Origin of the sequence: Streptomyces yaizuensis, assembly GCF_034961445.1 — a bacterium.
Taxonomy (GTDB): Bacteria; Actinomycetota; Actinomycetes; order Streptomycetales; family Streptomycetaceae; genus Streptomyces; species Streptomyces yaizuensis.
The window spans coordinates 172,247-194,582 of sequence record NZ_BSBI01000008.1 but is presented as its reverse complement, the minus strand read 5'-3'; the positions used below and the strand labels follow the sequence as shown (position 1 = coordinate 194,582).

Here is a 22,336-nt window from a genome sequence, read left to right as displayed (position 1 = left end):
TTGTGTTTGTGTTGGAGCCTTCCCGAGCCGCGAAAACCGGACAGAGATCCGCCCGCATCCCCGTCTTTTCGGCCATGCCGCCAGGAACCGCTCAACTCGCGCGCCCCGCACCGCGCCTCTCCTCGTGTACGGCGGCACGAGGCAAGGAGAGAGACGCGTGGGCAGTCAGAGATGGAAGAGCATCGCCGTGGCCACCGGTGTGGCCGGGGCCCTGGTCGGCACGATGAGCGCGCCGGCGTCCGCGACCGGGGAGGGCAGGGCGGCCCCGGCCCCGGCGGCGGACCTGCGCGCGGACGTCAACCGCGACGGCCGGGTGGACACCACCGGTACCAGTGACAACGCCGGCGAGGACACCTGGACCAAGCGCCGGGGCGCGGTCGTCCTCCCGAACATCGACGACGACCAGAAGGACTGCCCGACCCGCGACAGCTCCGGCCGCCCGCTGACCGACGCCGAGCTGGCCCGCTGCAACGACGCGGCCGACACCGTCGTCAACGGCCCCCATGACGCGGCCGACCTGGCCCGGCTGCGGACCGTACCGATGCCCGGCGTGGCGGCCGGCACCACCGCGACCATCGAGATCGACCGGACCCCGGTCCCCGGGCTGGAGCGGGGCCGCCTCTTCATCGACGCGGGGGGCGGCTGGCGCCACCTCACCCCGTCCACGGTCCTCGACGCGACCGCCCTGCGCTGGGGCGTCGAACTCGGCATCGAGGCCACCGACGTCGTCCGCAGCCCTGCCTGGGACGGCACGCTCACCGTCCGGTTCACCGTGACCGCCCCCGACGGCCGGGTCTCCTACGACACCGTGAAGGTGCGGGTCGCGCCCGTCCTCACCCACCACCACCGCCAGCGGGCCCAGCAGGTCGTGGTCTCCAAGCTCGTCGAGGACTACGCCGACGCGCCCTGGCTCAAGCCCGCGCAGAACAAGTTCGTCCGCGAGCTGGCCCCGGTGGCGAAGAAGGCCGGCATCACCAAGCCCCTGAAGGTCCTGGAGACCAACGACATCTGGGCGCAGGACTTCGTGGAGCCCGGCTACACCAGCATGACCGGCCCCAACGGCAAGCCTCACACCCTGCGGGTGATGATCCGCTCCGCACAGCCGAACCGGGAGGCGGGCCGGGAGCTGTTCACCCAGATGCGTGGCCGGGACATCGGCGTGGTCCAGTTCGACGGGCCCGCCGACCTGGTGCCGGAGTGGACGCTGAACTCCATGGGCAATCTGGAGACCATCCCGCCCTACGCCCACCAGGGCAAGGAGTACCCGGCGGGCCGGATCATCATGGGCCAGTGGGGCGAGTACGGGCTGAAGCCCGCGAAGCCGATGACCGACTTCCTCTCCGCGCAGGGCATGCAGTCACCGCTGCTGCTCGACACCAACTGGCTGGCGGTCGGTCACGTCGACGAGTTCGTCCAGTTCCTCCCGGCGAAGACGGCCCGCGGCTGGCGGATCGCGGTCTCCGACCCGAAGGCGGGGCTCGACGTCCTGCGCAAGGCGAAGGCCGAGGGCCACGGCGGCAAGCGGCTCTTCTCCGTACCCGGGGTCAAGGGCAGGCCGGCGCCGAAGGTGACGATCGACCAGGCGCTCGCCGACCGCAAGTTCCTCGCCGACAACCAGTACGCGCGGGCCCGGATCGAGGCCAATCTGCGGCTCCTGCGCAAGGAGACCGGGGTCACCGAGGCGGAGACCGTCCGGGTGCCGGGCCTCTTCTCCGGGTACGAGCTGCCGGATCTCGGCGCCCGTACGGCCAAGGAGTCGGGGAAGGCGTCCGGGAAGGCCTCCGGCAAGGACGGGGTGCCGGGCATCAAGCTCGGCCGGATCGGGGCCGACGTCCTCACCGGCATCACCGGGGACAGCGCGCGGAAGTCCGCCGGAGCGGTCGCCCCGAACGTCAACCACACCGTCGCCTACATCCCGGGCGCGGTCAACGGCGTGGTCCTCAGCGACAAGGACTATCTGTCGGCCAAGCAGTGGGGCCCGGTCATCAACGGCGTGGACGTCTTCGGCAAGGCGGTGAGCGCGGCGTACCAGCGGGCCGGGTTCAAGACCGTCTACCTGGACGACTACAACAGCTACCACTTCGGCGGCGGTGAGGTGCACTGCGGTACGAACACGCTGCGGGACACGTCGGCGCCGTGGTGGCGCCAGCCGTGAGCGAGTACTGAGCAACGCGCGGAGCCCCCGTGGACACCCACGGGGGCTCTGTCATGTGCTGCGGCCCGGACCGCTCAGGGCGTGACGGCGAAGGCCCCCAGGATCGCGGCCCCCAGCTCCTGGTCCCCGTCCACCTTGATCCGGTCGGCCACCGCCGCGGGCCGCACCCGCCCGCAGGCCAGCCGGTAGTACGTCTCCCAGTCCAGCGCGAGCGAGACCACGGGCCCCAGCGAGGGCGATCCGTCGACCGAACCGCGCCCCCGGTCGTCCACCCGGACCGTCCGCAGGAACTCCAGGGGCCCGTGCACATCGATGACCACCGCCGAGTTGGGCGGTGCCCCCGCGTCCTTGGCCACGATCTTCGGAAGCGCCTCAAGCAGCAGATCCCGGGTGATCTGGGCACCGGGCGAGTCCAGATTCCCCGGCCGGTTCAGCGCGATCCGCAGATCCTGCTCGTGCACCCAGATATCGAACGCCCGCATCCGCATCGCCAGTTCCAGCGTCTGCTCGGCCCCGAGCGGCGCCCGGACCATGGTGTCGGGCGAACGGGTCTCGTTGCGCAGCTGCCGGGCCCGCCGGATCATCGTGTACTCCAGCTCGGAGGTCATCTCCGGCCCGGTGTGGTGCCGCCGCACATCCACCTGTACTTCCACGTACCGCGCGAAGTCGCTGCGCATGTGCCGCAGATCGCGGGGGAGGGTGTGGATCGGCCGGGGGTCGCCCAGCATCTCCGTCTCCATCCCGATCACATGCGAGACGACGTCCCGCACCGACCAGGCGGGGCACGGCGTCGGCCGGTTCCACTCGCCCTCCACGAGGTGCTGCACCAACTCGGCTATCGCCTCGATGGAGTGGGTCCAGGCGTCGGCGTAGTTCTGAAGGCTGGGATGGACGGTCACGGGACCCCTCGGCGGTTCTGCGGGACGCGGGCTGGGCTGGGCTGCGGCTCGGCGGTGGCACTGGACTGCGTGGGAGGCTCGGCTGTTCAAGGTACGCCGCCGGACCTCGGCCCGGCAGTGCTTTCCCTGCACGATCGTAGGCCTGTAATCCCGGCTCGCGCCCCTGCCCACCGGCGCCGGCGCCGGGCTCGTCCCCGTCAGTCCGTCAGCTACCCCATTGCCGACGAGGAAACCCCAGTTCAGGGCTTTCTCTGGGCGGGGATCAGCTCTCGTTCATCGCTGGTGGGCGAGGAGTGCGGGCCCGGATGAAACGTTCCTGGTAGGGGTGGCGCCGACCGGCTGTCCGGCCAGGGTCACTCTCTGCTCAGATGCCGCCGGGGTTGCAGGCGGAGCAGGGCACGCTGAACGGCTTCTTCTCACTGGTGATCATGACGAACACCCGCAGGCCACCGCACTGACGGCACGCGACGGGCGGGCGTCGTGCGATGGTCCTTTCCACTTCCCCCTGCCAGTGCGCCAGGAGTTCGGCGTACTCGGGATTCGCCCACTCCCTGAGTCCGGGCTCTTCCTTCATGGTGACCCCTTTCTGCGGAGCTTCCACAGTACGGAGCAGAGCAGTTGGGTTGCTAGTCAGGCGTCTGCCCGCTACCGCCGCAGGCGCCGCACGGGATGTCTTTCATCTTCCCGTCGCAGTCCGTGTAGATGATTCTTCCGGCGCTGTGACAGTCCGAGTGCAGATGATCTGCGGATCGGGGGCGGTCAGTGGAGTGCTTCGGGGCTGGTGCTGATGCTGTTGGTGGTGGTCACTACGCGACCGGGTTGCCGTGGACGAGAAGGGGCTGAGTCTCGCTGCGGTGGTGGGCGAGGAGGGCGGCGCCGATCCGTCGGCGGGGCGGGCAGGTGGGGTCGATGTCGGCGTGGGCCATCAGGTTCTCCTGGGTGTGGTGGTGGGTGGGGGAAGGGGGGTGCGGCCGGCGGGGCAGCCTGCCGCACCCCGGCCTCGGCCCGGAGGCGTGGTCGGGCCGAGGAACCGTCCATCCGGCGCACTCGTTCACCAGGCGGACGGAGTCGTCAGTCCTGCGAACCGGGTATCGGCACGGCCCGGAGAGCAGTGGCGATCAGCTCCGCCACCTCGGCGGGCAGGCACCCGATCTCCACCTGCGCGGCACCGAACCGGGACACCTTCGCCCCGATGCCCCGCCACACGTCCTCACCGACTCCGGCAGCGGCCAGGGCCCCGCGAAGCGCGGTGGCGGCGGCCGTGGCGTCGTCCTGGCACTGGCGGTAGGTGGTCATGTCCATCAGACCCTCGCCCGAGTGCCGTCGGCGGGGGACGGAGTGGGCGGCTGAGCGACGGTCGGCGCGTTGTGTGCCATGGTCATTCTGGCTCCGTCCGGTCCGTGGTGCGTTCGGGACCCGACGGTAGAGCGGCGCACCGCACGGAGAGGGCACAGAATGTGCCCCTTCGGTTACGCGGCGAGCAGGCCCAGTTTCACGGCCAGTTCGGCTGCCCGGCGGCGGCGGGCAGCGGCCTTTGACTCGACTTCCTCCAGGATGATCGTCTTTGCGTACCCGTTGTACTGGATCGTCTCGGGCGCTGCCTCGTGCGCCCGCGCCAGCGTGGCCAGGGCGACATCCGGCTGTCCGTCCATCTGGTACCCGCGCGCTTCCTCGATCTTGTGTCGTGCGTGCCGTGGCCGGGACGGAATGGGTGTGGCATCCGACGCGGCCGCCTGCCGCACCGACTCGCCCCCCTGGCGCAGCTCGACCGCGATGGTGACCGCGTGGGCCCCCATGACGGCGCGGCCGAAGCTGGTGACGGGGTGGAAGTACGGCTCGGGCAGCCGTTCGGCCATCTCCCGGGCCCGGTCCCAGTGCCGCCACGCGGTGCCGGTGTCCGCGCGGCGGGCCGCCGTGTATCCGGCCTCGAAGGTGAGTGCGCCGGTGATGGCGAGGACACCGTCGTCCGCGTCGGGCAGGAGTGGTGTCAGGTGGGCGAGTGCGGCGGTGGTGACGGCGTCGGCGGCGTCGAAGTGCCCGGGCCCGGCGTCCCGGTGGGCCTGCGCGCTCAGCCAGGCGGCGACGCCGATCGTGTGGGGGTCCTCGGACTCCTGCGCGGCGACCATGCCCCGCTCGGCGACCCGCCACAGGAGGGCGGCATCCGGCTGGTAGGCGATGAAGAACTGGCTGAGGCTGTACACCTCGGAGAGGGCCGCTTGCGCGGCTCGCCGGTCGGCGCCGGAGTCGGCTTGCCGGACTGCGAGTTGAGCATCGCGGATCAGGTCGGGGAGGAGGGCGCCGACCACCTCGCGGTGATGTGGTGACGAGTGCCGTGCGGCCCACGCCCGTGCGAGGCGGGCGCGGAGGTGGGATGCCGGCGGAGCCTCCCGGCCGGTCGCGAGGGTCAGTGTGTCGACGGCGGCCCGGACGGCGCCGAGCCGGGCGTGGCCGGGGCCGGTGAAGAGGGAGACATGCAGGGACTGATCCCCTGTGAGGTCGGAGAGATCCCGGACACGGAGGACGTCGGCCAGTCGCAGCATCACGTCGAGCCGGGGTGTCTTCAGGCGACCGGCCTCCAGTGCCTTCACCCACGAGCCGCTGCGGCCCATGAGGCCGCCCAGCGTGTCACGGGTGACCCCTCGGCGGGTGCGCAGAATCTGGAGCCGCTGCCCGAAGGCCAGCGGGTCGGCGTACGGGTCCGGAGTAGCTTCAGGAGACACGGCCTTGCCCCTCTCTGATCAGCTCGTCACCGTCAGGGTATGAGCCAAGGCCCTTTCGGGTGCGGCGGATTGCGCACCGGTTTCCTTTGCGGTGGGCGATGCCCCTGGTCTGTGAGCCCTGCGAGATCCGGGCGCCCGTCCGCCCGGTCGGCACCGGAAGGGGAGCGATGAGCAAGCGGACCCGCAGGGTCGACCACTGGAAGGACCCGGCCGCGCCGAAGCCGACTAGCCGCAAGACGTCCGCGTCGGTGTTCGTCCGCGACGACGTGGGGCGCCTGCTGCTGCTCCGGCGGGTGGACAACGGACTGTGGACGATCCCGACCGGCGGCGTGAAGAAGGGCGAGACGGTGGGCCAGGCCGGTGTCCGGGAGTGCCGCGAGGAGACCGGCCTGGACGTGGAGGTGACGGGGCTGGTCGGCGTGTTCTCCACCCCGGACCACGTGATCGTCTACCTGCACGGTGACCGGGTGGACGAGGTGCGGCAGCCGATCAATGTCTGTCTCCGGGCCCGGGTCGTCGGCGGTGCGATCGAGCCGGATCCCAAGGAGGCGGCGGAAGTCCGCTGGGTGGATCCGTCCCGGCTTGACGAGTATCCGATCCACCCCGCTCTGAGGGAGCGGATGGATCACGGGCTGCGGACTCTGGAACCGTTCATCAGCTGACGAGCGCGCGGGCGTCGCACGCTCTTGACCTGTACTGCCAACGGTGTGGGGTTGCCCGCCCCCGGCCGGGCCGGGGGACTTCCGGCGCGGGGGCGGACTTCTCCCCGCGCCCGTGCGGTGGGCGGGGGATGGGGGTGCGGCCGGCGGGGCAGTCGGCCGCACCCGGCCTCGGCCCGGAGGCGTGGTCGGGCCGAGGAACCGCCCGCCGACGTGCTCGTTCGTCGGCGGACAGGGCTTGTTCAGTCGGACGGGCCGGGTGGCGTCGCGACTCGGAGGGCGGCCGCGATCAGCTCCGCCACCTCAGCGGGCAGACAGCCCACCTCCACCTGCGCGGTACCGAACCGGGAGACCTTCGGACCGATCCCACGCCACACGTCCTCGCCGACCCCGACGGCAGACAGGGCCTCGCGGAGCGCGATGGCGGCGGCCGTGGCGTCGTCCTGGCACTGGCGGTAGACGGCCATGTCCATCAGACCGCCGCCGGAGCAGCGGCGAGGGCCGGGATCATCTGCTCGGCCTCGGTCTCTCGGAAGTCCTGGTGCCCCGTGGCGAGGGCGTGGGCAAGGGCCCACCGGGCGAAGGCATCAGTCGGCGGCATCAGCGGCGAGGCGGCCTCGCAGCGGGTACACCGGAGCACACGAGCCGTCGGCACCCTGTCCACGGGCGATAGAGCCGGTTGGCCGCCGCCCGGTGCGGTGGCTGCGGTGTCGCACCGGTGCGTGAGCTGGCTGACGTGTTCTGCGGGACTGGTCGTCATGCGTCCCCCCGTCGGGTGGGTGAGCCGGTCCAGGGAACGTAGAGAGCCCATGTGCATGAACGCCATCAATGTTCACAAGTGTTCACGACGTCACTCCAGGGCAGTACAGCGCCGTGGAACCTCTTGACCAGAAGGAGGAGCGGGGGTCAGAGTTCCGAACATCCACGCACAGCAGGTGAGTTGGAGGTAGTCATGCCCCTAGTCTTTTGTGGGATCGACCCGAACAGCGGGGACGGAGAAAGCCCGACTGTCTGGCGCCGTACCGAGAACGGAGACCTGCTCGTCCAGTCGTACAAAGCGACCGTGGAGGAGGTCCAGGAGTGCCAGGCGGCTGGCTCGGCGCCCGGTCACTCGACTGATGTGCCTCCGCACGAGACGATCATCCGGATCCCCGCCAGGATGATCCCGATCCTTCAGGAGGCATGTAATGAAGCAGGTACCCCAGTGGGATGACCTCCTGGGATCCGCGCGGAAGTCAGCCGTCCACCTGGAGACGCGCGACTCCTACGCGGTCGACTACGAGACAGGGACATTCGCCGACTGGCGCGCCGGCCACCGTCTCGACCCGGCCGACCGCGAGTCGTGGTGGCGACCCTGGCTGACCCTGATTTCTGAGACCGTCGCCCGTGGCGTCGCCGTTCGGCGAGCCCGAATCGTGTCCGAGCCCGTGAGCGAGTACACCCGGTTTCTGTACGACGGCACCTTCACCAACATTGCGGCGGGCGAGCAGATCCGTTGGCTTCCGCGTCGCCAGGCGTCCGACATCGCACTCCCTGGAAACGACTTCTGGCTGATTGATGGCCAGCTGATCCGCTGGAACCACTTCACCGGCGACGGCGCCTCCGGCGGTGGCGAGATCAGCGAGGACCCGGCGGCAGCCACACTGTGCGCGGAGGCGTTCGAAGTCGTCTGGGAACGCGCTACCCCGCACAACCAGTACGAGATCCGCTAGAGCGAAGGCCGACTGCACATGCCTTCCTCGCCTTCCTCGGCCGCGCAGGCCGCGCGCCAGAGCATCGCCCAACGGCTGCGCGATCTTCGCGCCGAGGCGGGTCTGACCGGGGTTCAACTGGCCGCACTTTGTGGCTGGACCCACCCGAAGACCTCGCGGATCGAGAACGCCAGGACTCCCCCGTCGCCCGACGACATTCGCCGCTGGTGCACAGCCTGCGGTGTGCCGGGCTTGGCCCCCGACATCGTGGCTCAATCGCGAAATGCGGAGGCCATGTACGTCGAGTGGAAGCGGAAGACAGCTGCCGGACTCAAGCAGCTCCAGGAGAGCTACATTCCGCTCTTCAAGGCCACCCAGATCTTCCGGGTCTACTCCGGGACCCTGGTGCCCGGGATGCTCCAGACCGAGGGGTACGCGCGAGCGCTCATGACCCGTATCACGTCGTTCCGGGAGATCCCGAACGATGTTGAGGCGGCGGTGGCGGCTCGTCTTGAGCGTTCCCGCATCCTTCACGAGCCTCGCAAACGGGTGCTGCTGTTGGTAGAGGAGTCTGTCCTTCGTCATCAGATGGGTGATGCGGACGCCATGGCCGCGCAGCTCGGCTACTTGCTCACCGCCGGAGCGATTCCGACCGTTTCCCTCGGCGTGATACCCGACGCTCGTCACGACCGGGGCATCTGGCCGATGGAGACCTTCCATCTCTACGACGACACCCTCGCGTCCATGGAACTGCTGTCAGCCCGAGTGACGGTTACCCAACCGAGCGAGATCGCGCTCTACCTGAAGGCGTTCGAGGAGCTGCGGAAGATGGCGGTATACGGAGCCGATGCCCGTGCGCTCATCGTCCGCGCGATCGAAGCCCTCACCAAGTAGCCGACCGAACCCGCCCGACGCACGCTGGGTGTACGGCCGCGCCCATCGTCGTCCACCGGCCGTCGCCCACCGGCGGGCGGCCTAGCTTTCCGCAGCCTCGTCCTCCACGAGTTCCATTCCCAGGATGGCCGGGTGGGCACCTGGCTCCAGACGACCGGCGACAGCCGCGTACACGATTCCCAAAGGCGGCCCCATCCTGGACACCTTCCCGTTGATGACAGTCACCTCCGAGAGGCCGTCCGGGAAATCGAAGAGGTCTTCGCGTGCTGGTGGTAAGTCGCTTGGTTCGTAGTCATCGGGGCCCACGCCCGGCGGGATGATCGTGTACCTGATTCGGTACGTCGTCGCCATGGCCGTGAGCGTAGCCCCGAGGAGCCCCCGGCGGGGAGTTCGGCCACCGGTCCCAGCGCCGAAGAAGGGGAAGGCTCGCGCGCCCGGAGGTACACCATGCGGAAACGGTCAGGCCCGGCGAGGCCCCCCTCCCGGGAGCGTGCGCGGGCGTCGCACGCCCTTGACCGGGCGTTCACGACCGGATGGCAAGCTGGACGCATGAACGATGCCGCCCCGGCGCCCACCCCCGCGCCCCGCCGACGTGCCCGTGTCCGTGCCCCCGAGCTGATCGGCAGGGGCGGCTGGCTCAACACCGGGGGCAAGGAGCTGACCCTCGCCGACCTGCGGGGTCGCGTGGTGATCCTGGATTTCTGGACCTTTTGCTGCATCAACTGCCTGCATGTCCTGGATGAGCTGCGGGAGCTGGAGGAGAAGCACCGCGACACCGTGGTGATCATCGGGGTGCACTCGCCGAAGTTCGCGCACGAGGCCGACCACCGGGCCGTCGCCGACGCCGTCGAGCGGTACCAGGTGCACCATCCGGTGCTGGACGACCCCGACCTCGCGACCTGGAAGCAGTACGCCGTACGGGCCTGGCCCACGCTCGTGGTGATCGACCCCGAGGGGTACGTCGTCGCCCAGCACGCCGGCGAGGGGCACGCGCACGCGATCGCGCGGCTCGTCGCGGAGCTGGAGCGGGAGCACGGGGAGAAGGGGACGCTGCGGCGCGGGGACGGGCCGTATGTCGCGCCCGAGCCCGCCGCGACCGTGTTGCGGTTCCCCGGGAAGGCCGTGCTGCTGCCGTCCGGGAACTTCCTCGTCTCCGACACCACCCGCGACCGCCTGGTGGAGCTGGAGCCGGACGGCGAGAGCGTGGTCCGGAGCATCGGGGGCGACGGTGTGTTCAACGAGCCGCAGGGGCTCGTGGCGCTGCCCGACGGGCGGATCGCCGTCGCGGACACCGTGCACCACGCGATCAAGGCGTACGACCCGGAGACCGGGGAGATCAGCACGCTCGCCGGGACCGGGCGGCAGTGGTGGCAGGGCTCGCCCACCGCCGGGCCCGCGCGCGAGGTGGATCTGTCCTCGCCGTGGGACGTGGCCTGGTGGCAGGGGAAGCTGTGGATCGCCATGGCCGGCACGCACCAGCTGTGGACCTACGACCCCGCCACCGACACCGTGGCGGTGGCCGCAGGGACCACCAACGAAGGGCTGGTCGACGGGCCCGCCGCCGAGGCCTGGTTCTCGCAGCCGTCCGGGCTCGCGGCGGCCGGGGACCGGCTGTGGATCGCCGACTCGGAGAGTTCCGCGCTGCGCTGGATCGACCCGGACGGCACCGTGCGCACGGCCGTCGGCACGGGCCTCTTCGACTTCGGGCACCGCGACGGCGCCGCCGGGCAGGCGCTGTTCCAGCACCCCCTGGGCGTCACCGCGCTGCCGGACGGATCCGTCGCCGTGAGCGACACGTACAACCACGCGCTGCGCCGCTACGACCCCGCGACCGGCGAGGTCACCACGCTCGCCACCGATCTGCGGGAGCCCTCCGACGCCGTGCTCGTCGACGGGGACATCGTGGTGGTGGAGTCCGCCCGGCACCGGCTGACCCGGCTGCGGCTGCCCGAGGAGGCGGTACGGGTCGAGGCCGTGGCCCACCGCACCCGGCGGGCCGCCACCGAGATCGCGCCGGGGACGCTCCGGCTGGACATCGTCTTCGAGGCTCCGGCCGGTCAGAAGCTGGACGTCCGGTACGGGCCCGCCACCCGGCTGCTGGTCTCCGCGACCCCGCCGGAGCTGCTGACCGGCGGCGCGGGCAAGGGCACGGAGCTGAGCCGGGAGCTGGAGATCGACCCGGCCGTCGGCGCGGGCGTGCTGCACGTCTCCGCGATGGCGGCCTCCTGCGACGACGACCCCGCGAACGAGTACCCGGCGTGCCATGTGCACCAGCAGGACTGGGGGGTGCCCGTCACGGTGGCCGACGGGGGCGCGGTACGGCTGCCTCTGGTACTGGCGGGGCTCGACCACGAGGGCTGACTCAGCTGATGAGGCCCTGTTCCCTCGACGGGCGGCCCGCCGCCCCGTCGAGGCAGCCCTCCACCCACAGCTGCGGGTTGTACGTGGCGTTGGTGCCGCCGTACCCCTCCGCCTCCAGCAGCACGCACTCGCCGTTCAGCAGCTTGCGCACCAGCTCCCCGGTGTGGTCGGCCTGCCGGATCCGGTTGCTGTAGAGGTACCCCGACTCGTAGGCGATGTCGTCGGCCCGTGGCGGCCGGTCGTTGTACCGCTGGACCACCAGGGTGCCGCCCCCCAGCAGCAGCGTGCCCACCACGGCGGCGACGGTGAGCAGGGTGCGGCGGGAGGGGCCGCTGTGGCGGACAGGAGAGTCGTCGGCGGGCTGTCCGGGGCGGGCGAGGATGACCATGCCCGCACTCTGCCGGGCGGGACCTTTCGCGGATGTTTCGCCGGGCGGGGGCACCTCGCGGGCCCCCGCCGCCCGTACGGATCAGCCGTGCAGGAACGCGGTCAGCACATTCGCCAGGTGGTACGGGTCGTCCGCGCCGCACAGCTCGCGCGCGCTGTGCATCGACAGGCACGCCACCCCGATGTCCACGGTGTGGATCCCGTGCCGGGCCGCCGTGATGGGCCCGATCGTCGTACCGCACGGCATCGCGTTGTTGGAGACGAACGACTGCCACGGCACCCCGGCCCGCTCGCAGGCCGCCGCGAACACCGCCCGGCCGCTGCCGTCGGTGGCGTACCGCTGGTTGACGTTCACCTTCAGGATCGGTCCGCCGTTGGGGCGCGGGTGGTGCGTCGGGTCGTGCCGCTCGGCGTAGTTGGGGTGGACGGCGTGGCCGACGTCCGAGGAGAGGCAGATCGTGGCGGCGAAGGCGCGGGCCCGGTCCTCGTACGTACCGCCGCGCGCGAACACCGAGCGCTCCAGCACCGATCCGAGGAGCGGGCCGTCGGCGCCGGTGTCGGCCTGGGAGCCGTTCTCCTCGTGGTCGAAGGCGGCGAGCACGGGGATGTGGTCCAGGCCGGGCGCGGCGGCGACGGCGGTGAGCGCGGCGGTGGCGGCGTGCACGGAGAGCAGGTTGTCCAGGCGGGGTGCCGCGAGCAGTTCGCGATCGCGCCCGAGGTAGGCCGGCGGCTCGATGGAGTGGGTCATCAGGTCCCAGCCGGTGATGTCGGCCGCGTCGAGGCCGCTCTCGTCCGCGAGGAAGCGGATGAGGTCGCCCTCGTGGACCTCGCCGAGTCCCCAGATCGGCTGCATATGGCGCTGCTTGTCCAGCTTGAGGCCGTCGGAGGAGACGGTGCGGTCGAGATGGATCGCCAGCTGCGGTACGCGCAGGAGGGCCCGGTCGACGTTGACGAGCCGGGAGGTGCCGTCGCGCAGGCTGAGCCGCCCGGCGATGCCGAGGTCGCGGTCGAGCCAGCTGTTGAGGAGGGGTCCGCCGTAGATCTCGACGGCGATCTGCCGCCAGCCGTGCGCGCCGGCGTCGGGGTGCGGCTTGACCCTCAGGTTCGGGGAGTCGGTGTGGGCGCCGACGATCCGGAACGGGGTGTGGGGGTCGGCGCCTTCGGGGACGTACCAGGCGATGAGCGCGCCGCCCCGGATGACGAACCTGCCGCCGGTGGCCGCGTCCCACGCGTCCGTCTCCCGGACCTGCCGGAAGCCGGCCTTCTCCAGTCGCCGGGCGGCCACCGCCACGGCGTGGTACGGGGTGGGCGAGGCGGCCAGGTAGGCCATCAGGTCGTCGGTGTGCCCGCGGTCGAACCGGACGGGTGCGCTGGTGCTCATGGAGCCACCTTAACGAGGGGGGTACGCGGGGGGCGCGTGTTCCGGTCCCGCGCTGGTTCGCTGTGCGCGCAAGCCCCCCGGGGGTCTTCGCCGGATTCCGCGGGGCTGTCGGGCAGAGGGCATCGGGGCGTGCTCGCGGGCGTACGGGCGGCCCGTCCCCCGTGGCGGTGGCGGGGGACGGGCCGGTCGTGGGGACGGGGCGGTGTACGGGCCGGCCACGTGGACAGGCCACGCGGACAGGCCACGCGGACAGGCTGGGTGGACAGGGCACGCGGACAGGCTGGGTGCACGGTCCGCGTGTACGGGCCGGAGCGGCTAGAACGCGGCCTCGTCCAGGTCCATCAGCGCCAGGTCGGTGCCCTCGGCGAGGGTGCGCTCGACGGAGACGCCGGGCAGGACGTTCGCCGCGAAGAACTTCGCCGCGGCGATCTTGCCCTGGTAGAAGGCGACGTCCCGGCCGCTCGCGGTGGGCAGCTTCTCCGCGGCGACGGCGGCGCCGCGCAGCAGGAGATAGCCGGTGACGACATCGCCGGAGGCCATCAGCAGGCGGGTGGTGTTCAGCCCGACCTTGTAGATGTTGCGGACATCCTCGCCGGTGGCGATGAGGTCGGTGGTCATGGTGCCGACGATCGCCTCCAGGTCGACGGCCGCCTTGGCGAGAGCGTCCCGGGCGCCGGCCAGCTCGTCGCCGCCGGTGCCCACGGCGAGGAACTTCCTGATCTCCTCCGAGAGGGAGTTCAGCGCCTGGCCCTGGTCGCGGACGATCTTCCGGAAGAAGTAGTCCTGGCCCTGGATGGCGGTGGTGCCCTCGTAGAGGGTGTCGATCTTGGCGTCCCGGATGTACTGCTCCAGCGGGTACTCCTGGAGGTAGCCGGAGCCGCCGAAGATCTGGAGCGACTGCGCCAGCTGCTCGTAGGAGCGCTCGGAGCCGTAGCCCTTGACGATCGGCAGGAGCAGGTCGTTGAGGGCGATCAGCTCGTCGGCGGGCTCGCCGGCGGCCTCCTTGAGGGCGATCTCGTCCTGGACGGACGCCGTGTGCAGGACGAGGGCGCGCATGCCCTCCGCGTACGCCTTCTGCGTCATCAGGGAGCGGCGTACATCCGGGTGGTGGGTGATCGTCACCTTGGGCGCGGACTTGTCCATGAAGTTGACGAGGTCCGAGCCCTGGACGCGCTCCTTGGCGTATCCCAGGGCGTTGAGGTAGCCGGTGGAGAGGGTGGCGATGGCCTTCGTGCCGACCATCATCCGGGCGAACTCGATGATCTTGAACATCTGGCGGATGCCGTCGTGCTTGTCGCCGATCAGCCAGCCCTTGGCGGGGTGGCGGTCGCCGAAGGTCATCTCGCAGGTGTTGGACGCCTTGAGGCCCATCTTGTGCTCGACGTTGGTGGCGTAGACGCCGTTGCGCTCGCCCAGCTCGCCGGTCTCGAAGTCGAAGAGGTACTTCGGGACGAGGAAGAGGGACAGGCCCTTGGTGCCGGGGCCGTGGCCCTCGGGGCGGGCGAGGACGTAGTGAAGGATGTTCTCGGAGAGGTCGTGCTCACCCGAGGTGATGAAGCGCTTCACCCCGTCGATGTGCCAGGAGCCGTCGTCCTGCTGGACGGCCTTGGCGCGGCCGGCGCCCACGTCCGAGCCGGCGTCCGGCTCGGTGAGGACCATGGTGGAGCCCCACTCGCGCTCGACGGCGAACTCGGCGATCTTCTTCTGGGCCTCGGTGCCCTCCTCGTAGAGGAGCCCGGCGAAGGCGGGTCCCGAGGAGTACATCCACAGCGCGGGGTTGGAGCCCAGCAGCAGCTCGGCGTAGGCCCAGACCAGGGAGCGGGGCGCGGTGGTGCCGCCGATCTCCTCGGGCAGGCCGAGCCGCCAGTACTCCGACTCCATGAAGGTGCGGTAGCTCTTCTTGAACGACTCCGGCAGCGGCGCGGTGCTGGTCTCCGGGTCGAAGACCGGAGGCGTGCGGTCGGCGTCGGCGAAGGACTCCGCCAGCTCGTTCTCCGCGAGGCGGGCGACCTCCGACAGGACGGACCTGGCGGTGTCGGTGTCCATCTCGGCGAACGGGCCGGAGCCGTACAGCTTGTCGCGGCCGAGGACCTCGAACAGGTTGAACTCGATGTCACGAAGATTCGACTTGTAGTGCCCCATGGCGACTGGCTCCGTAGCTCGGGAGTCGTGTGCTTAACCCATCTACCAGCTGGTAGCTACGATGATGCTACCCATCGGTAATAAGTTGCAACCCCCAATCGCGTAACAGTGACTGGTTACTCTTGCGCTCATGTACGGCTACGACCAGAACCAGGGCGCTCACCAGCAGTACGCACCCCAGCAGCCCTACGGGGGTCAGCCGCAGGGCCAGCCCCTGTATCCGGAGCCGTCCCCGCCGTCGCTCGCCGACGCGGTGCGCGCCTTCACCACCGGCACCCTCTCCGCCGAGGACTTCCAGCAGATCTTCGCCACCTCCAAGGTGTACTGCCCGCGCGGCGACAACCCCGGCTTCCTGGCGCTGCACAACACCCAGCAGCCGGTGATCCCGATGTTCACCTCGCTGAAGGAGCTGCGGCGGTACGCGGGCAAGGAGTCCAAGTACTTCGTGATCACCGGTGCCGAGGTGATCGACCTGCTGCCGACCGGCTACGGCTTCGTCCTCGACATGGAGGGCGACCACCGGATGGTCTTCGACGCCAAGGCCGTGGAGCAGATGGTCGACTTCGCGATGCGCCGCATGTACGGCTGAGCCGGCCCGCACGGTGCACGTGATCCGCACGGTGCGGTCGATCCGCACGGTGTGCGGCTGAGCCGTCCGACCTAGGAACAGGACGCCCGGAGGGAATACCTTCCGGGCGTCTTCGCGTTGCGACTGGCAGAAAGTTAAGGATTCAACTAAAGTGGTCGCACAAGGAGGTCCCACCATGCCCGCTGTGACTGTCGAGAATCCGCTCACGCTGCCCCGTGTCGCCGCCCCCGCCGAGGCGGTGGCGAGGCCCGTGCTCGCCGTGACCACCGCGCCCGGCGGCTTCGAAGGGGAGGGCTTCCCGGTCCGCCGCGCCTTCGCCGGGATCAACTACCGCTACCTCGACCCGTTCATCATGATGGACCAGATGGGCGAGGTGGAGTACGCCCCGGGCGAGCCCAAGGGCACGCCCTGGCACCCCCACCGGGGCTTCGAGACCGTCACCTATCTGCTCGACGGCACCTTCGTCCACCAGGACAGCAACGGCGGTGGCGGCACGATCCGCAACGGCGACACCCAGTGGATGACCGCCGGCTCCGGGCTGCTCCACATCGAGGCGCCGCCGGAGGAGCTGGTCATGTCGGGCGGGCTCTTCCACGGGCTCCAGCTGTGGGTCAACCTGCCCGCCGCCGACAAGATGATGGACCCGCGCTACCAGGACATCCGCGGCGGCCAGGTCCAGCTGCTCACCTCCCCCGACGGCGGCGCGCTGCTGCGGGTCATCGCGGGCGAGCTGGACGGCCACGAGGGCCCCGGCATCACCCACACCCCGATCACCATGGTCCACGCCACCCTGCGGCCGGGCGCCCAGATCACCCTGCCGTGGCGCGAGGACTTCAACGGGCTCGCGTACGTCCTCGCCGGGCGCGGCTCGGTGGGCGCCGACCGGCGGCCCGTGCACAAGGGGCAGACGGCCGTCTTCGGCGAGGGCGGCTCGCTGACCGTCCGCGCCGACGACACCCAGGACGCGAACACCCCCGACCTGGAGGTCGTGCTCCTCGGCGGGCGTCCCATCCGGGAGCCCATGGCGCACTACGGGCCGTTCGTGATGAACACGCAGGCCGAGCTGAAGCAGGCGTTCGACGACTTCCAGGCGGGCCGTCTCGGCACCGTCCCGGCGGTCCACGGCATGTGACCTGACCGGCCACGGCGGATGAGAGGCGCCCCCTCCCCGGGGGCGTCTCTCCCGCGTTTGCCTGGCCTGTACGTCCTCGCCTGTACGTCGTCACTCGTACGGGCGCGCTGTGCGGGACGCCCCCGCCCGGCCGTGGTCGGGTGGGGAACGTGCACACCCTGCTGCCCGAGCCCGTACGGCGTCTCGCCGCGTGGTGCGCCGTCATCCTGCTGGTCGCGGGCGTCGGCGCGGTGGGGCTCTGGCTGGTGGGGACCTTCCGGATCGCGGTGACCCCGGTCCTGCTGGCGCTCCTCGGCACCGCGCTCCTCGGCCCGCTGTACCGGCGGCTCGTCGCCATGAAGGTGCACCGCTCGCTCGCGGCCGGGCTGACCTGCGTCGCCGTGCTCTGCGTGGTCGGCGGTGCGACCTATGTCATCGTCCGGGCGCTGATCGACAACGGTCCGCAGATCCTCACCTCGCTGCGGGACGCCTTCCAGACCTTCACCCGGCACCTCGGCGCGGGGACCGCCCTGGGCGACATGGTCGCCAACGCGAAGGACCTGATCGCGAAATTCGGCGGAACGGCCGCCTCCGGCGTGCTCAGCGGGCTGAGCCTGGTGGGCGAGGGGATCGCCACGGCCATCCTGGCGCTGCTGCTGATCTTCTTCTTCCTGCGGGACTCGGACCGGGCCGCGTCCCTGGCCCACACCGTCGCCCCGGGGCGGGGCGGACAGATGGTCGAGGAGATGGGCCGCCGGGCCTTCACCGCCGTCGAGGGCTTCATGCGCGGGACCACCTTCATCGCGCTCATCGACGCGGTCCTGATCACCGTGGGCCTGCTGATCCTGCGGGTCCCGGGCGCGTTCGGGCTGGGCGCGCTGGTGTTCGTGGGCGCCTACATCCCCTACCTCGGCGCCTTCATCTCCGGCGCGGTGGCGGTGCTCGTCGCCCTCGCCGACCGGGGGTGGGTGATCGCGCTCTGGGCGCTGGGCGTGGTGCTCGCCGTCCAGCTGCTGGAGGGGCATGTGCTCCAGCCGATGATCCAGAGCCGTACGGTCCAGATGCACCCGGCGGTGGTGATGCTGGCGATCACGGCGGGGGCGGGGGTGGCCGGGATCCTGGGGATGCTGCTCGCGGTGCCGGTGGTCGCGGCGGCGTTCGGGGTGATCGGGGTGCTCAGGGAGCGGTACGCGGACCCGAGCACGGGACCGCCGACCGCTGCCGGGGACGGGACGCCGCCCTGAGGCACCCCCGTCCCCTACGCCGTGCCGTTCTCGCCCTCGCCCTTCGCCGCCGACTCGTACAGCTCAAACCAGATCGACTTGCCCTCGCCCCGGGGATCGACCCCCCACGCGTCCGCCAGCATCTCCATCAGCACCAGCCCCCGCCCCGACGACGCCAGCTCGCCGGGGCGCCGCTTGTGCGGCAGGTCGTCGCTGCCGTCCGCGACCTCGACCCGCAGCCGCCGGGTCCCGTCCCGGCTGCCGACCTCGGCCACCAGCAGGGCGTTGCCGTCGGTGTGCACCAGGACGTTGGTGACCATCTCGGAGACCATCAGGACCGCCGAGTCGACCTGCTCCTCGTCGGCCCAGTCGTGCAGCAGCCCGCGCACCTGGTTCCGGGCGACGGCGATCTTCTCCGGCTCCGCCTGGGCGATGGTCATGGCCGTCCGCCGGCGGGCCCCGCGCGCCGGGCCCTCCAGGCCCTCCGCGCCCTCCGGCACCCGGGAGAGCAGCACCAGCGCCACGTCGTCCTCGCGGCGGTCCGCCAGCGGCCCGGTGGTGTAGTGCGAGGCCGGGCCGTGCACCGCCTGCACGAGTCCGTCCGCCAGCTCCTCCAGGGACTGCCCCGACGGGTTCTCCAGCACCGCGCGCAGCCGGTCCCAGCCGGTGTCCAGATCGTGCCCGCCGGTCTCCAGCAGACCGTCGGTGCAGATCATCATCGTTTCTCCGGGTTCCAGGGCGAGCCGGGTGGTCGGATAGTCCGAGTCCGGGTCGATGCCCAGCGGCAGCCCGCCCTCGGTCGGCCGCACCAGGACCGTGCCGTCGGACATCCGCACCGCCGGCTCCGGGTGCCCGGCGCGCGCGATCTCCACTCCGCCGGAGGCCGGGTCGACCTCCAGATAGAGACAGGTCGCGAAGCGGGGCCCGGCGCAGTCCGCGTTCTGCGCGGTGTCGGTGATGCCGTGCAGGAAGCGGGAGGCGCGCGAGAGGACCGCGTCTGGCCGGTGGCCCTCGGAGGCGTACGCCCGCAGCGCGATCCGCAGCTGTCCCATCAGCCCGGCCGCGCGCACGTCGTGCCCCTGGACATCGCCGATGACCAGCGCGATCCGCCCGTTCGGCAGCGGGATCATGTCGTACCAGTCGCCGCCGACCTGGAGTCCGCCGCCGGTCGGGACATAGCGGGCCGCCACCTCCATCCCCGGGATCGCGGGCCCGAGCACCGGCATCATCGACCGCTGGAGCCCCAGCGACAGCTCCCGCTCGGTCTCCGCGACCCCCGCCCGGGTGAGGGCCTGCGCCAGCATCCGGGCCACCGTCGTCAGCACGGACCGCTCGTCCGGGGTGAAGGCCACCGGGTGCCGGAAGGCCGCCATCCAGGCCCCCATCGTGCGGCCGGCGACGATCAGCGGCAGATACGCCCAGGACTGCCGGCCGAGCCGCTGCGCCAGCGGCCAGCTGGTGGGGTAGCGGCGGTTGTACTCCTCGGGGCTGGGCAGATAGACGGCCCGCCCGGAGCGGACCACCTCCGCCGCCGGGTGGTCGGTGTCCGCGCGCATGTCGCTGAAGGGGTCGTCGCCCGCGCTCTGGTGCCCGTGGTGGCCGATGATCGTCAGCCGGTCGCCCTTCGCGCCGAAGACCGCGAGCCCGTCCGGGGAGAAGCCCGGCATCGACAGCGAGGCCGCCACCCGCAGCACCTCGGCCGTGGAGCGCGCCTCCGCCAGCGCCCGCCCGGCGTCCAGCAGGAACGCCTCCCGGGAGCGCCGCCAGTCGCCGGTGATCGGGGTGCGCGCGGCGGTGCCCTCGGTCTGCTCGGCGACCTCCTGGAGGGTCCCGTGGAGCAGGTACGAGCCGTCCTTCAGGACGGGCTTGGAGCGGCTGCGGACGGTCCGCAGCACCCGGCCCTCGTCGTCGACGACCCGCAGCCGGCCCTCGGCGAGGGTGCCCTCGGCGATGGCCAGCGAGACCACGCCGTTGATCTCGTTCCAGTCGACGGGGTGGAACCGGGCCCGGATCACGGACTCCGGGAAGGTGGGGGAGCCGGCGGGCAGTTCGAGCAGGCGAGCCGCCTCGGCGTCGAGGGTGACCGCGCCGGCCGCGTTGTCCCACCGCCACAGGCCGGTTGCGATCGCGGCCAGGACATCCTCGGTGCGCATTGCCTCACTTTATTCCGATCCGTGGCGGGGCTCCCTCCCGGTACCACCCACGGGGGACGGGCTGTGACGGGAAGAGAGGGAGAGTGTGGCATGAATATGACAATGAGCCGGATCGGGGGCGGGCGGTAATCTGGATGGGCCCGCCACTCCCAAAATCACCAAGACTGGATGAACGACGATGCATCGGTACAGGTCACACACCTGCGGCGAGCTCCGCGCCGCTGACGTCTCCACCGACGTCCGGCTGAGCGGCTGGCTGCACAATCGCCGAGACCTGGGCGGCATCCTCTTCATCGATCTCCGCGACCACTACGGCATCACCCAGCTGGTCGCCCGTCCGGGCACCGCCGCCAACGAGGCCCTGAGCCACCTGACCAAGGAGACCGTCGTCCGTATCGACGGCAAGGTCACCAGCCGTGGCGCGGAGAACGTCAACCCCGAGCTGCCCACCGGCGAGATCGAGGTCGAGGTCGCCGCCGTGGAGATCCTGGGCGCGGCCCAGCAGATCCCCTTCACCATCAACGCCGACGACGGCGTCAACGAGGAGCGGCGCCTGGAGTACCGCTTCCTCGACCTCCGCCGCGAGCGCATGCACCGCAACATCATGCTGCGCACCGCCGTCATCTCCGCCATCCGGCACAAGATGACCGCCCTCGGCTTCAACGAGATGGCGACCCCGATCCTCACCGCGACCTCTCCCGAGGGCGCGCGCGACTTCGTGGTCCCCTCCCGGCTCAACCCGGGCAAGTTCTACGCCCTGCCGCAGGCCCCGCAGCAGTTCAAGCAGCTGCTGATGATCGCCGGCTTCGACCGGTACTTCCAGATCGCGCCCTGCTTCCGCGACGAGGACGCCCGCGCCGACCGCTCGCCCGGCGAGTTCTACCAGCTCGACGTCGAGATGAGCTTTGTCGAGCAGGAGGACGTCTTCCGGCCCATCGAGCGGCTGATGACCGAGCTGTTCGAGGAGTTCGGCGGCGGCCGCCACGTCACCTCGCCGTTCCCGCGGATCCCGTTCCGCGAGGCGATGCTGAAGTACGGCAGCGACAAGCCCGACCTGCGGGCCGAGCTGGAGCTGGTGGACATCACCGATGTCTTCGAGGGCTCCGAGTTCAAGGCGTTCGCCGGCAAGCACGTCCGCGCGCTGCCCGTGCCGGACGTCTCCGCCCAGCCGCGCAAGTTCTTCGACGGCCTCGGCGACTTCGCCGTCTCCCTCGGCGCGAAGGGCCTGGCCTGGGTCCGGGTCGCCGAGGACGGCTCGCTCTCCGGCCCGATCGCCAAGTTCCTCACCGAGGAGAACGTCAAGGTCCTCACCGAGCGCCTCGGCCTCGCCGCCGGACACGCCGTCTTCTTCGGCGCGGGTGAGGTCGACGAGGTCTCCAAGATCATGGGCGGCGTCCGGGTCGAGGCCGCCAAGCGCGCCGGCCACTTCGTGGACGGCGAGTTCCGCTTCTGCTGGATCGTGGACTTCCCGATGTACGAGAAGGACGAGGAGACCGGGCGGATCGACTTCTCCCACAACCCCTTCTCCATGCCGCAGGGCGGGATGCGGGACCTGGAGGAGAAGGACCCGCTGGACATCCTCGCCTGGCAGTACGACATCGTCTGCAACGGCATCGAGCTGTCCTCCGGCGCCATCCGGAACCACGAGCCCGAGCTGATGCTCAAGGCCTTCGAGATCGCCGGTTACGAGCGCGAGACCGTCGAGCAGGAGTTCGCGGGCATGCTCCGCGCCTTCCGGCTGGGCGCCCCGCCGCACGGCGGCATCGCCCCCGGCGTCGACCGCATCGTGATGCTGCTCGCCGACGAGCCCAACATCCGCGAGACGATCGCCTTCCCGCTCAACGGCAACGCCCAGGATCTGATGATGGGCGCGCCGACCGTGCTGGAGGAGGCCCGCCTGCGCGAGCTGAACATCTCCCTGCGCAAGCCGCCGGCCGCGAAGCAGCCCGCCGCGGAGTGACCTCCGCCGCA

20 protein-coding genes are annotated in these 22,336 nt (G+C 71.0%); 9 read left to right on the top strand and 11 right to left on the bottom strand.

All coding sequences use genetic code 11. The annotated features are described in order from the left end of the window. Nucleotides 1-157 precede the first annotated feature (157 nt). Nucleotides 158-2,155, top strand: a complete 1,998-nt coding sequence (locus tag SYYSPA8_RS20375) for a protein-arginine deiminase domain-containing protein (protein WP_323448665.1) — start codon at nucleotides 158-160, stop codon at nucleotides 2,153-2,155. 74 nt (nucleotides 2,156-2,229) lie between these two features. On the opposite strand, the gene SYYSPA8_RS20370 is transcribed toward SYYSPA8_RS20375, so the two are convergent. From SYYSPA8_RS20370 to SYYSPA8_RS20355, 4 genes are all read right to left on the bottom strand, one after another. After that, nucleotides 2,230-3,054: a maleylpyruvate isomerase family mycothiol-dependent enzyme gene (locus SYYSPA8_RS20370; protein ID WP_323448664.1), complete on the bottom strand. Its 825-nt coding sequence runs from the start codon at nucleotides 3,052-3,054 to the stop codon at nucleotides 2,230-2,232. A 364-nt stretch (nucleotides 3,055-3,418) separates the two neighbouring features. Continuing rightward, nucleotides 3,419-3,628 (bottom strand): hypothetical protein, encoded by a 210-nt coding sequence (locus tag SYYSPA8_RS20365; RefSeq protein WP_323448663.1) that lies wholly within the window; start codon nucleotides 3,626-3,628, stop codon nucleotides 3,419-3,421. A gap of 497 nt (nucleotides 3,629-4,125) precedes the next feature. Further along, nucleotides 4,126-4,350, bottom strand: coding sequence for a hypothetical protein (locus SYYSPA8_RS20360; RefSeq protein ID WP_323448662.1), 225 nt, complete (start codon nucleotides 4,348-4,350; stop codon nucleotides 4,126-4,128). A gap of 173 nt (nucleotides 4,351-4,523) precedes the next feature. Beyond that, nucleotides 4,524-5,774: a helix-turn-helix domain-containing protein gene (locus SYYSPA8_RS20355; protein ID WP_323448661.1), complete on the bottom strand. Its 1,251-nt coding sequence runs from the start codon at nucleotides 5,772-5,774 to the stop codon at nucleotides 4,524-4,526. A gap of 167 nt (nucleotides 5,775-5,941) precedes the next feature. Between SYYSPA8_RS20355 and SYYSPA8_RS20350 the strand changes: the two genes are divergently transcribed. After that, nucleotides 5,942-6,436 carry an NUDIX domain-containing protein gene (locus tag SYYSPA8_RS20350; protein ID WP_323448660.1) on the top strand — a complete coding sequence of 165 codons (495 nt, stop codon included), beginning with the start codon at nucleotides 5,942-5,944 and terminating at the stop codon, nucleotides 6,434-6,436. Between the two features lie 239 nt (nucleotides 6,437-6,675). Here the strand turns inward: SYYSPA8_RS20350 and SYYSPA8_RS20345 are convergent, their stop codons facing one another. Both SYYSPA8_RS20345 and SYYSPA8_RS38505 read right to left on the bottom strand, forming a co-directional pair. Next, on the bottom strand, nucleotides 6,676-6,900 hold the full coding sequence (locus tag SYYSPA8_RS20345; RefSeq protein ID WP_323448659.1) for a hypothetical protein: 225 nt from the start codon (nucleotides 6,898-6,900) through the stop codon (nucleotides 6,676-6,678). Between the two features lie 5 nt (nucleotides 6,901-6,905). After that, entirely contained in the window at nucleotides 6,906-7,193 is a 288-nt protein-coding gene (locus tag SYYSPA8_RS38505) for a DUF7848 domain-containing protein (RefSeq protein WP_456115168.1), read from the bottom strand. 427 nt (nucleotides 7,194-7,620) lie between these two features. Here SYYSPA8_RS38505 and SYYSPA8_RS20335 point away from each other — a divergent pair, with 427 nt between their 5' ends. Both SYYSPA8_RS20335 and SYYSPA8_RS20330 read left to right on the top strand, forming a co-directional pair. After that, entirely contained in the window at nucleotides 7,621-8,145 is a 525-nt protein-coding gene (locus SYYSPA8_RS20335) for a DUF6879 family protein (protein ID WP_323448657.1), read from the top strand. Nucleotides 8,146-8,163: 18 nt separating this feature from the next. Then, entirely contained in the window at nucleotides 8,164-9,018 is an 855-nt protein-coding gene (locus SYYSPA8_RS20330; RefSeq protein WP_323448656.1) for a helix-turn-helix domain-containing protein, read from the top strand. A gap of 81 nt (nucleotides 9,019-9,099) precedes the next feature. Here the strand turns inward: SYYSPA8_RS20330 and SYYSPA8_RS20325 are convergent, their stop codons facing one another. Then, nucleotides 9,100-9,369, bottom strand: coding sequence for a hypothetical protein (locus tag SYYSPA8_RS20325; RefSeq protein WP_323448655.1), 270 nt, complete (start codon nucleotides 9,367-9,369; stop codon nucleotides 9,100-9,102). A 198-nt stretch (nucleotides 9,370-9,567) separates the two neighbouring features. Here SYYSPA8_RS20325 and SYYSPA8_RS20320 point away from each other — a divergent pair, with 198 nt between their 5' ends. Continuing rightward, nucleotides 9,568-11,379, top strand: a complete 1,812-nt coding sequence (locus tag SYYSPA8_RS20320; RefSeq protein WP_323448654.1) for an NHL domain-containing thioredoxin family protein — start codon at nucleotides 9,568-9,570, stop codon at nucleotides 11,377-11,379. A 1-nt stretch (nucleotide 11,380) separates the two neighbouring features. Here the strand turns inward: SYYSPA8_RS20320 and SYYSPA8_RS20315 are convergent, their stop codons facing one another. The 3 genes from SYYSPA8_RS20315 to SYYSPA8_RS20305 form a co-directional block, all read right to left on the bottom strand. Further along, entirely contained in the window at nucleotides 11,381-11,767 is a 387-nt protein-coding gene (locus SYYSPA8_RS20315) for a hypothetical protein (RefSeq protein WP_323448653.1), read from the bottom strand. An 81-nt stretch (nucleotides 11,768-11,848) separates the two neighbouring features. Then, entirely contained in the window at nucleotides 11,849-13,147 is a 1,299-nt protein-coding gene (locus tag SYYSPA8_RS20310; protein WP_323448652.1) for a M18 family aminopeptidase, read from the bottom strand. Between the two features lie 315 nt (nucleotides 13,148-13,462). Beyond that, nucleotides 13,463-15,289: an acyl-CoA dehydrogenase gene (locus tag SYYSPA8_RS20305; RefSeq protein ID WP_323448651.1), complete on the bottom strand. Its 1,827-nt coding sequence runs from the start codon at nucleotides 15,287-15,289 to the stop codon at nucleotides 13,463-13,465. Nucleotides 15,290-15,419: 130 nt separating this feature from the next. Between SYYSPA8_RS20305 and SYYSPA8_RS20300 the strand changes: the two genes are divergently transcribed. The 3 genes from SYYSPA8_RS20300 (at nucleotide 15,420) to SYYSPA8_RS20290 (ending at nucleotide 18,233) form a co-directional block, all read left to right on the top strand. Then, a complete protein-coding gene (locus SYYSPA8_RS20300) occupies nucleotides 15,420-15,878 on the top strand; it encodes an SseB family protein (RefSeq protein ID WP_323448650.1) in 459 nt (152 codons plus the stop codon). Nucleotides 15,879-16,053: 175 nt separating this feature from the next. Next, nucleotides 16,054-17,010: a pirin family protein gene (locus SYYSPA8_RS20295; RefSeq protein WP_323448649.1), complete on the top strand. Its 957-nt coding sequence runs from the start codon at nucleotides 16,054-16,056 to the stop codon at nucleotides 17,008-17,010. A gap of 149 nt (nucleotides 17,011-17,159) precedes the next feature. Beyond that, complete coding sequence (locus tag SYYSPA8_RS20290) at nucleotides 17,160-18,233, top strand: AI-2E family transporter (RefSeq protein ID WP_323448648.1); 1,074 nt, start codon at nucleotides 17,160-17,162, stop codon at nucleotides 18,231-18,233. A 14-nt stretch (nucleotides 18,234-18,247) separates the two neighbouring features. Here SYYSPA8_RS20290 and SYYSPA8_RS20285 read toward each other — a convergent pair whose 3' ends face one another. Beyond that, on the bottom strand, nucleotides 18,248-20,365 hold the full coding sequence (locus SYYSPA8_RS20285; RefSeq protein ID WP_323448647.1) for an ATP-binding SpoIIE family protein phosphatase: 2,118 nt from the start codon (nucleotides 20,363-20,365) through the stop codon (nucleotides 18,248-18,250). A 178-nt stretch (nucleotides 20,366-20,543) separates the two neighbouring features. On the opposite strand from SYYSPA8_RS20285, the gene aspS reads away from it, so the two are divergent. Continuing rightward, a complete protein-coding gene (gene aspS / locus SYYSPA8_RS20280) occupies nucleotides 20,544-22,325 on the top strand; it encodes an aspartate--tRNA ligase (RefSeq protein WP_323448646.1) in 1,782 nt (593 codons plus the stop codon). Nucleotides 22,326-22,336: the final 11 nt, after the last annotated feature.

Excerpts from the sequence above, each read along its gene's own strand:
- SYYSPA8_RS20315 (WP_323448653.1), bottom strand. The coding sequence starts at position 11,767 with ATGGTCATCCTCGCCCGCCCCGGACAGCCCGCCGACGACTCTCCTGTC.
- SYYSPA8_RS20295 (WP_323448649.1), top strand. The coding sequence starts at position 16,054 with ATGCCCGCTGTGACTGTCGAGAATCCGCTCACGCTGCCCCGTGTCGCC.
- SYYSPA8_RS20330 (WP_323448656.1), top strand. The coding sequence starts at position 8,164 with ATGCCTTCCTCGCCTTCCTCGGCCGCGCAGGCCGCGCGCCAGAGCATC.
- SYYSPA8_RS20345 (WP_323448659.1), bottom strand. The coding sequence starts at position 6,900 with ATGGCCGTCTACCGCCAGTGCCAGGACGACGCCACGGCCGCCGCCATC.
- aspS (WP_323448646.1), top strand. The coding sequence starts at position 20,544 with ATGCATCGGTACAGGTCACACACCTGCGGCGAGCTCCGCGCCGCTGAC.
- SYYSPA8_RS38505 (WP_456115168.1), bottom strand. The coding sequence starts at position 7,193 with ATGACGACCAGTCCCGCAGAACACGTCAGCCAGCTCACGCACCGGTGC.
- SYYSPA8_RS20360 (WP_323448662.1), bottom strand. The coding sequence starts at position 4,350 with ATGACCACCTACCGCCAGTGCCAGGACGACGCCACGGCCGCCGCCACC.
- SYYSPA8_RS20325 (WP_323448655.1), bottom strand. The coding sequence starts at position 9,369 with ATGGCGACGACGTACCGAATCAGGTACACGATCATCCCGCCGGGCGTG.
- SYYSPA8_RS20300 (WP_323448650.1), top strand. The coding sequence starts at position 15,420 with ATGTACGGCTACGACCAGAACCAGGGCGCTCACCAGCAGTACGCACCC.
- SYYSPA8_RS20305 (WP_323448651.1), bottom strand. The coding sequence starts at position 15,289 with ATGGGGCACTACAAGTCGAATCTTCGTGACATCGAGTTCAACCTGTTC.
- SYYSPA8_RS20285 (WP_323448647.1), bottom strand. The coding sequence starts at position 20,365 with ATGCGCACCGAGGATGTCCTGGCCGCGATCGCAACCGGCCTGTGGCGG.
- SYYSPA8_RS20350 (WP_323448660.1), top strand. The coding sequence starts at position 5,942 with ATGAGCAAGCGGACCCGCAGGGTCGACCACTGGAAGGACCCGGCCGCG.
- SYYSPA8_RS20320 (WP_323448654.1), top strand. The coding sequence starts at position 9,568 with ATGAACGATGCCGCCCCGGCGCCCACCCCCGCGCCCCGCCGACGTGCC.
- SYYSPA8_RS20365 (WP_323448663.1), bottom strand. The coding sequence starts at position 3,628 with ATGAAGGAAGAGCCCGGACTCAGGGAGTGGGCGAATCCCGAGTACGCC.
- SYYSPA8_RS20335 (WP_323448657.1), top strand. The coding sequence starts at position 7,621 with ATGAAGCAGGTACCCCAGTGGGATGACCTCCTGGGATCCGCGCGGAAG.
- SYYSPA8_RS20310 (WP_323448652.1), bottom strand. The coding sequence starts at position 13,147 with ATGAGCACCAGCGCACCCGTCCGGTTCGACCGCGGGCACACCGACGAC.